Below are 7,558 nucleotides of genomic sequence, written 5' to 3'. Positions count from 1 at the left end.
CATGCACGGATTCCGGCTGCAGAACTCGACGCCTGCGCACTTTGCACGAGCCGCAATCGAAGGACTCCTGTGCGGCTTGGCCGACGGCGTCGACGATCTGGTTCGTCAAGGCGTCGAGGTGAAGCGAGTTCTCCTCGTCGGAGGCGGAGCGAAGTCGCGCGCTCTCTGTGAGATCGCGCCGGCAATTCTCGGAGTGCCGGTCGTGATCCCTGCTCCGGGTGAGTACGTCGCCGAAGGGGCATGCAGGCAAGCAGCATGGGCACTGTCCGGGGACACGCAGCCGCCGGTGTGGCCGAAACCGGAAGAGCGACGATTCGACGCCGAACCAGCTCCCCACGTGCGCGAGCGCTACGCGTCGTTGCGCGAACTCACCGAAGGTGTCTGAGCGCTCCCTACAGAAGCCCGAACTTCCGCACTGCGTCGAGTAGCGCGTGCGGGCGTTCGGTCGTCGGCAGGGGATCGACGAGTGCGAACTGGCAACCGACGTCACGGGCAGCGCCGTCGGCGATGTCGCTGTCACCGACCATCAGAGTCTGCGCCGCATCCACATCGAGTTGCGCGAGGGCGTACTCGAAGATCGCCGGTTCGGGCTTGACTGCACCCACCTCGAACGAGAGAACGAACTCGTCGACCCAGACGTCCCAGCCGCGGTCGGCGAACGCCGGACGGATGTCGAAGGCGATGTTGCTCAAGACGGCAGTGCGTATGCCCTTCTCCGACAGTGACTTCAGGACCTCGCCGGTATCCGGGTACGGCGACCACTGATCCGGATCGACCAGCAGGGCGTAGAAGGCTTCGGCCCGAACCGGATCGGGCACCCCGGACTTACTCAACACGTCGAGGTAAGCCTGACGATGCAACTTCGGATCCCGGTCGCGGTTCTCCCACGCGTAGATCCCCGCTTCGTCCATCTCCACGGTTCTGCCCACCGGCGCGGTCATCCGACGCATCAGCTCGGCTTGAGCGTGCACGTCGAGCGGATCGCCTTGGTGATCGACGAGGTGCTCGGTCCAATCGTCGCTCTCCTCCAAACGGAAGAGGGTTCCGGAGAAATCGAACAGCGTCGCGGCGATATGTCCGTCTTGATGGGCCGTGCTGTCAGTGTTCACCTCGACAGGTTATCGGCGTCCGCTTTCCGATGCGTGATGTGAGCCAGTGCACGCGTACTTTGAGAGAGCACATTTTCCGAGGTTCCCCCGACGGGCACGATTTCGATGCCCCGGATGAACCGTATGACGAGGGGGATCCTCCGTGTCCGACCACGCGAATACACCAGACCTGACGAAGCCGTCCGGCGAAGACCCCCACCTCTCACGTCAGCTGTCCAACCGGCATATCCAGCTGATCGCCATCGGTGGTGCCATCGGCACCGGACTGTTCATGGGATCGGGCAAGACGATCTCGCTCGCCGGGCCCTCCGTGATCTTCGTGTACATGATCATCGGATTCATGCTGTTCTTCGTCATGCGGGCGATGGGGGAGCTGCTGCTCTCGAACATGGCGTACAAGTCGTTCTCCGACTTCGCCGCGGATCTGCTGGGCCCCTGGGCGGGATTCTTCACCGGCTGGACCTACTGGTTCTGCTGGATCGTCACCGGCATCGCGGACGTCATCGCGATTTCCGGGTACTTCAAGTACTGGTGGCCAGGGCTCGCGGCGTGGATTCCTGCTTTGCTGACGATCGCGGCGCTGTTGCTCCTCAATCTCCCGACCGTTCGCGCCTTCGGTGAAACCGAGTTCTGGTTCGCGCTGATCAAGATCATCGCCATCGTCAGCCTGATCGTCGTCGGCATCGTCATGGTCGTCTCCGGGTTCACGGCGCCGAACGGTGCCACCTCCGGTATCGACAACCTCTGGAACGACGGCGGGATGTTCCCGACCGGATTCATGGGCTTCGTCGCCGGCTTCCAGATCGCCGTGTTCGCCTTCGTGGGTATCGAGCTCGTCGGTACGACGGCAGCCGAGGCGAAGGACCCGGAGAAGAACCTGCCGAAGGCCATCAACTCCATCCCCATTCGTGTCCTGCTGTTCTACGTCGTTGCACTGACCGTGATCATCGCGGTGACTCCGTGGCGTGAAATCAGCGCAGACAAGAGTCCGTTCGTCGCCATGTTCACACTCGCCGGCCTCGGCATCGCTGCTTCTGTCATCAACTTCGTCGTGCTGACCTCCGCTGCATCTTCGGCCAACTCGGGTATCTACTCCACCTCGCGCATGGTGTTCGGCCTTGCGCAGGAAGGCGACGCACCGAGGGCCCTCGGCAAGCTGAACTCACGCAAGGTCCCCGCGAACGCCCTGATGTTCTCGTGCATCTTCCTGCTGGCGTCGTTGATCCTGCTGTTCTCGGGCGATTCCGTGATCGAGGCCTTCACCGTCGTCACGACCATTTCGGCGCTGCTGTTCATGTTCGTGTGGACGATCATCCTGGCGAGCTACATGGTGTACCGGAAGCGTCGTCCGCACCTGCACGAGGCGTCGAAGTTCAAGATGCCCGGCGGCATCGTGATGTGCTGGGTCGTGCTCGCGTTCTTCGTCTTCATTCTCTGGGCACTGACAACCAAGGACGACACCCGGCAGGCACTTCTCGTCACGCCGATCTGGTTCGTGGTTCTGGGCATCGCGTGGGCGATCATCCGGCGTCGACCCGCTCACCGGGCACGATACGACGCATTCAAGTCAGAACTGGACGCCAGCCGACAGAACGGCGAGAAATAGTTTTGGTCAAGATCGGGTAACGGTGGCGGCCGCCTTGATCAAACTGTTACATTCTTCGGCAGACAGAGGAGCGGGCTTCATCAGAAGGACGCTGCACGCCGACGACTGACGGAGTACACACTGTGGGAAACCACCACCGCACGGGCAATGACGATGTTGTCTTCGAGATCGATCCCGAGGCAGCAAGCGGCCGCCACCGCACCCCGTCGGCTGGCCCTGGTGCCGGTGTCAAGGCAGGTGTCGTAGCTGCGGCTACCGGTGCGCTCCTCGTCGGTGCAGGCCAGATGGGTGCAGGAACCGCTGCTGCGGCGCCGGCAACACAGACCATCGCCGGCATCGAAATCCCGCAGGGTCTGCTCCCCGAGGGCGTTGTCGTTCCGGCTGAATTGGCGGCACTTCCGGCTCTCGACATCCCCGAGCTTCCCGATTTGGCTGCCGACCTCAACACGCAGGCACAGCAGTTCCTCGCTGGGATCAACCCCGGCACCTCAGCTCGTACCGTGCAGCCGGTGTCCGGAACGCTGACCTCCACCTTCGGTTCGCGCTGGGGAGCACACCACGGCGGCCTCGACATCGCGGCTCCGATCGGTACGCCGATTCTGGCTGCAGCCGACGGCCAGGTCATCGACGCCGGCCCGGCGTCAGGTTTCGGCCTCTGGGTCCGCGTCCAGCACGACGACGGTACGGTCACCACGTACGGCCACGTCAACGACTACCAGGTCAACGTCGGCCAGCGCGTCAACGCCGGCCAGCAGATCGCCACCGTGGGTAACCGTGGCCAGTCCACCGGCCCGCACCTGCACTTCGAGGTTGCCGAGAACGGCGCAAAGGTCGATCCCGCAGCGTGGCTGCAGGCTCGCGGCGTAGCTGTCACCTGGGTCGACAACTCGTAGAAGAAACTTTCGGAGAACTGCGGTGGCGTCGGGAAATTCTTCCCGGTGCCACCGCAGTTCTCGTTTTTCGGTGACACCGGACGGATAGCCTTCAGTGACGTTGATCGTCGAAGGGGGAATGCGCAATGGGTGCAGAGGTCACGGCGCGAGAATTCACCAGAGCCGACCGTAGGCTCTTTCGTAAGAAGGTGCGCTCGTGCGTCGACGCCATGAAGCAGATGCTCGACGGTGGTGACTTCCGAGACGCCGTCGACAAGCCCGCTCCGCTGTTGGGCATGGAGATCGAGTTCAACCTCGTGACCGGCGACATGACGCCCGCGATGTCCAACCGTGAAGTGCTCGAATCCATCGACGACTCTGCGGTTTTCCAAACCGAGCTCGGACAGTTCAACGTCGAGATGAACGTCGAGCCCGGCCCACTCACCGGTGATGCGACTTTCGAATTGGAGAAGAAACTGCGGGCGTCCCTCGACGTCGCAGACGCGCGAATCCACGCGCACGACGCCGAGATGGTGATGATCGGGATGCTGCCGACACTGCAGCTCGAGCATCTCGATCGTGAGTGGATCACCGCCAACCCGCGCTACGAATTGCTCAACGAGCAAATTTTTGCCGCGCGAGGAGAGGACATCGAACTCGACGTCGAAGGTGTCGCGCTACCCGGCGGCGACGTGGAAATCCTTCGGGCCGACACCAATTCGGTAGTCCCGGAGGCGGCATGTACGTCCATGCAGTTGCACCTGCGCGTCGCGCCGGAAGAATTCGCAGCGCACTGGAATGCCGCGCAGTGTCTGGCCGGAGTGCAGGTGGCGCTTGCTGCCAATTCTCCTTTCCTGGCAGGCAAGGCACTTTGGCACGAATCGCGCATTCCGATCTTCGAACAGGCAACGGACACCCGAACTTTCGAGCTCAAGAACCAAGGTGTGCGACCGCGAGTGTGGTTCGGTGAGCGGTGGATCCATTCGGTTCTCGACCTGTTCGAGGAGAATTCACGGTACTTCCCGGCGCTGCTCCCTGATGTCTCGGACACCGATCCGCTGGAAGTGCTCGCGGCGGGCGGGGTTCCGGAGTTGAGCGAGCTTCAGATGCACAACGGCACGGTCTATCGCTGGAATCGGCCCGTCTACGACTGCTCGGATGGCAAGCCGCACTTGCGTATCGAGAATCGGGTGTTGCCGGCCGGGCCGACCGTCGTCGACATCATGGCCAATGCGGCCTTCTACTACGGAACCGTCCGCGCATTGGTGAACGCGGAGCGGCCACTGTGGTCGCACATGTCGTTCCATGCGGCAGAAGAGAACCTGCACATCGGCGCCAAGTACGGACTCGACGCCACCCTGTACTGGCCGGAGATCGGTTGGGTCGGTGCCGACGAGTTGGTCCTGCGAAGGCTGCTGCCGTTGGCGGACGAGGGTTTGGCCGACTTCGGATTGTCCGCCGCGGCCCGCGATCGGTACCTCGGCGTGATCGAAGGGCGGTGCATGAATCGGCAGACCGGTGCCGCCTGGCAACGCGAGCAAGTGGCGCACGCGGAGGCCTCGGGCGCGGACCGCTCGACTGCGCTCACCGGAATGCTCCGCGGTTACGTGGAGAACATGCGGACGGGAGATCCTGTTCACACCTGGTCCTGATTGCTCTGCTAATTCTCCTATCCGTCAACAGTTTCGGGGACCTAAGTCCCCGAAATGAAGAGGGGGCGACCCCAAAAAAGCCGGACAAGTGGGATGGTTAGAGTGAAAGTGGCTCGGTTACTTCTTCAGGAAGGTGGGCACATGAGTTCACGCGAACATAACAGTGTTGTTGTCGGAGTCGAGGGTTCGGACACTGCGTCCACAGCGCTCCGCGAGGCCGCGAAAATCGCCGCCCAGCGCGAATTGCGACTCGACATCATCCACGCTCTCGACTTCGCGCCTTACGGTTTCGGCGGACCGTACGTCGACGCGGGTGGGGTGTACGAATGGGTCGAAGAGGCCGGAAAAGCGATCTTGGCGGAGGCGGAACAGTTCGCCCGTGAGATCGATCCGAAACTCGAAGTTCACACCGAAATCGCCATCGGCAGCGCAACTCAGTGGCTGATCGAGAGTTCGGCACAAGCCAGGCGGGTAGTCGTCGGAGCGTCGGCGTCAGGCAAGGCGGCGACAGCAGTCCTCGGCAATACCGCGGTCGGTGTGGCCAGTCACGGCAAGTGTCCGGTCATCGTCGTTCGGGACCGCGATGGTGCGGTGCCCTCGGAAGGACCCGTAGTGGTCGGCGTCGACGGCAGCGCGTTGAGCGCCCAGGCCGTCGGTGCGGCTTTCGAGGAAGCGTCGTTCCGCGGAGTCGAGTTGGTGGCGTTGCACGTGTGGAGTGACCTCGGCAGTGCGGCATTCGAAGACCCGAGGGCCGCTGCGCTTGCCCCGCAGTCTCTCGAAGAGGAAGAGCACGCGGTACTCAGCGAGAGCTTGGCCGGATGGTCCGAGCAATACCCGGACGTGAAGGTCCGGCGCGAGGTATACCTCGACAACCCACGCGGACGGCTGTTGGACTGGTCGGCAAAAGCGCAGCTCGTCGTAGTCGGAAGCCGTGGTCGCGGTGGATTCCGCGGCATGTTGCTCGGCTCGACCAGCAACACCCTGATCGCTTCGGCCAAGTGCCCCGTCATGGTGGTTCGCCCCGAAGAATCCTGACCCTCGACAGGCTCTCCCACTACCCCGTTCATTTCGGTCATCGAATATGAACGGGGTAGTCACATGAATGCGGACTCAGGTTCCGTAGTGTTCGATGTGAGTTAAGTGTTCGATGGGAGTACCACTGCTCGTGTGCGCGTCGCACACGGCAGCAATCGTCAGGATTGGGGTTACAACGTGCGTATCGGTATGGGTTTGAACTACAGCGGCGGGTTCGCCGAAACCGTCGAAGAGGTCGGTGACCTGGAGAAGGCGGGCCTCGACATCGCCTTCGTCCCGGAGGCGTATTCCTTCGACGCCGTCAGCCAGCTCGGTTACCTGGCGGCCAAGACGTCGACCATCGAACTCGCTTCGGGAATCTTTCAGATCTACACCCGTACCCCTTCGTTGACCGCCATGACGGCGGCGGGCCTGGACTTCGTCTCCAACGGTCGCTTCGTGATGGGACTGGGCGCTTCCGGACCGCAGGTGATCGAGGGGTTCCACGGCGTCAAGTACGACGCTCCGCTGGGACGCACACGTGAGGTCGTCGAGATCTGCCGTCAGGTATGGCGCCGCGAGAAGGTCGAGTACCAGGGCAAGTACTACCAGGTTCCCCTCCCCGCCGAGAAGGGCACCGGACTCGGAAAGCCGCTCAAGCTGATCAATCATCCTGTGCGTGAGCGCATCCCGATCCTGATCGCTTCGCTCGGACCCAAGAACGTCGAGCTGACGGCGGAGATCGCCGAAGGCTGGGAACCTATCTTCTTCCATCCGGAGAAGGCAGCAAGCGTGTGGGGTGAGCCGATTGCGAAGGGCAAGGCCAAGCGCGATCCGAGCCTCGGCGAGCTTCAGGTGTACGCGTCGCCGGCCCTGGCCATCGGTGACGACGTCGACCACATGCTCGACTGGGTACGCCCGAGCCTTGCGCTCTACATCGGTGGCATGGGCGCCAAGGGCAAGAACTTCTACAACGATCTCGCGGTGCGCTACGGCTACGAGGAAGCCGCTGCGAAGATCCAGGATCTCTACCTCGCGGGCAAGAAGGACGAAGCCGCAGCAGCGGTCCCGGACGAACTGGTTCGCGCAGTGTCGTTGATCGGTCCCGAGAGCTACGTCAAGGAACGCGTCGCAGCCTTCGCCGAAGCCGGTGTCACGACGCTCAACGTCACGCCGTTGGCGGCCGACCGCAACGGCCGAGTGCAGCTGATCGAGAAGTTCCGCAAGATTTGTGACTGACCCTGCTGTGGGGCCGGTATTAACGCCCGCGGGTTAGATAGTCGCCAAGGCACGCTGGGGGTGGGG

At 62.7% G+C, this 7,558-nt stretch carries 7 protein-coding genes; 6 read left to right on the top strand and 1 reads right to left on the bottom strand.

All coding sequences use genetic code 11. The annotated features are described in order from the left end of the window. A partial coding sequence (locus RWT78_RS26260) for an FGGY-family carbohydrate kinase (protein WP_314681950.1) occupies positions 1–385 on the top strand: 385 nt, incomplete at its 5' end. A gap of 7 nt (positions 386–392) precedes the next feature. On the opposite strand, the gene RWT78_RS26255 is transcribed toward RWT78_RS26260, so the two are convergent. Beyond that, positions 393–1,109 carry an HAD family hydrolase gene (locus RWT78_RS26255; protein WP_007727677.1) on the bottom strand — a complete coding sequence of 239 codons (717 nt, stop codon included), beginning with the start codon at positions 1,107–1,109 and terminating at the stop codon, positions 393–395. A 142-nt stretch (positions 1,110–1,251) separates the two neighbouring features. On the opposite strand from RWT78_RS26255, the gene cycA reads away from it, so the two are divergent. The 5 genes from cycA (at position 1,252) to RWT78_RS26230 (ending at position 7,492) form a co-directional block, all read left to right on the top strand. Beyond that, positions 1,252–2,715, top strand: coding sequence for a D-serine/D-alanine/glycine transporter (gene cycA / locus RWT78_RS26250; RefSeq protein ID WP_314681948.1), 1,464 nt, complete (start codon positions 1,252–1,254; stop codon positions 2,713–2,715). Between the two features lie 122 nt (positions 2,716–2,837). After that, complete coding sequence (locus tag RWT78_RS26245; RefSeq protein WP_314681946.1) at positions 2,838–3,608, top strand: M23 family metallopeptidase; 771 nt, start codon at positions 2,838–2,840, stop codon at positions 3,606–3,608. A 125-nt stretch (positions 3,609–3,733) separates the two neighbouring features. Beyond that, positions 3,734–5,239, top strand: coding sequence for a glutamate-cysteine ligase family protein (locus RWT78_RS26240; protein ID WP_050654664.1), 1,506 nt, complete (start codon positions 3,734–3,736; stop codon positions 5,237–5,239). A gap of 141 nt (positions 5,240–5,380) precedes the next feature. Next, positions 5,381–6,274, top strand: coding sequence for a universal stress protein (locus RWT78_RS26235; RefSeq protein ID WP_007727672.1), 894 nt, complete (start codon positions 5,381–5,383; stop codon positions 6,272–6,274). 177 nt (positions 6,275–6,451) lie between these two features. After that, positions 6,452–7,492 (top strand): LLM class F420-dependent oxidoreductase, encoded by a 1,041-nt coding sequence (locus RWT78_RS26230; protein ID WP_042921425.1) that lies wholly within the window; start codon positions 6,452–6,454, stop codon positions 7,490–7,492. Positions 7,493–7,558: the final 66 nt, after the last annotated feature.

Origin of the sequence: uncultured Rhodococcus sp. (assembly GCF_963525155.1) — a bacterium.
In the GTDB taxonomy this organism is placed as follows: Bacteria; Actinomycetota; Actinomycetes; order Mycobacteriales; family Mycobacteriaceae; genus Rhodococcus_F; species Rhodococcus_F qingshengii.
This window is presented reverse-complemented; position numbering and strand designations above follow the sequence as displayed.

Bases quoted from the DNA above. Each gene is read 5' to 3' on its own strand.
- RWT78_RS26240 (WP_050654664.1), top strand. From the start codon at position 3,734: ATGGGTGCAGAGGTCACGGCGCGAGAATTCACCAGAGCCGACCGTAGG.
- RWT78_RS26235 (WP_007727672.1), top strand. From the start codon at position 5,381: ATGAGTTCACGCGAACATAACAGTGTTGTTGTCGGAGTCGAGGGTTCG.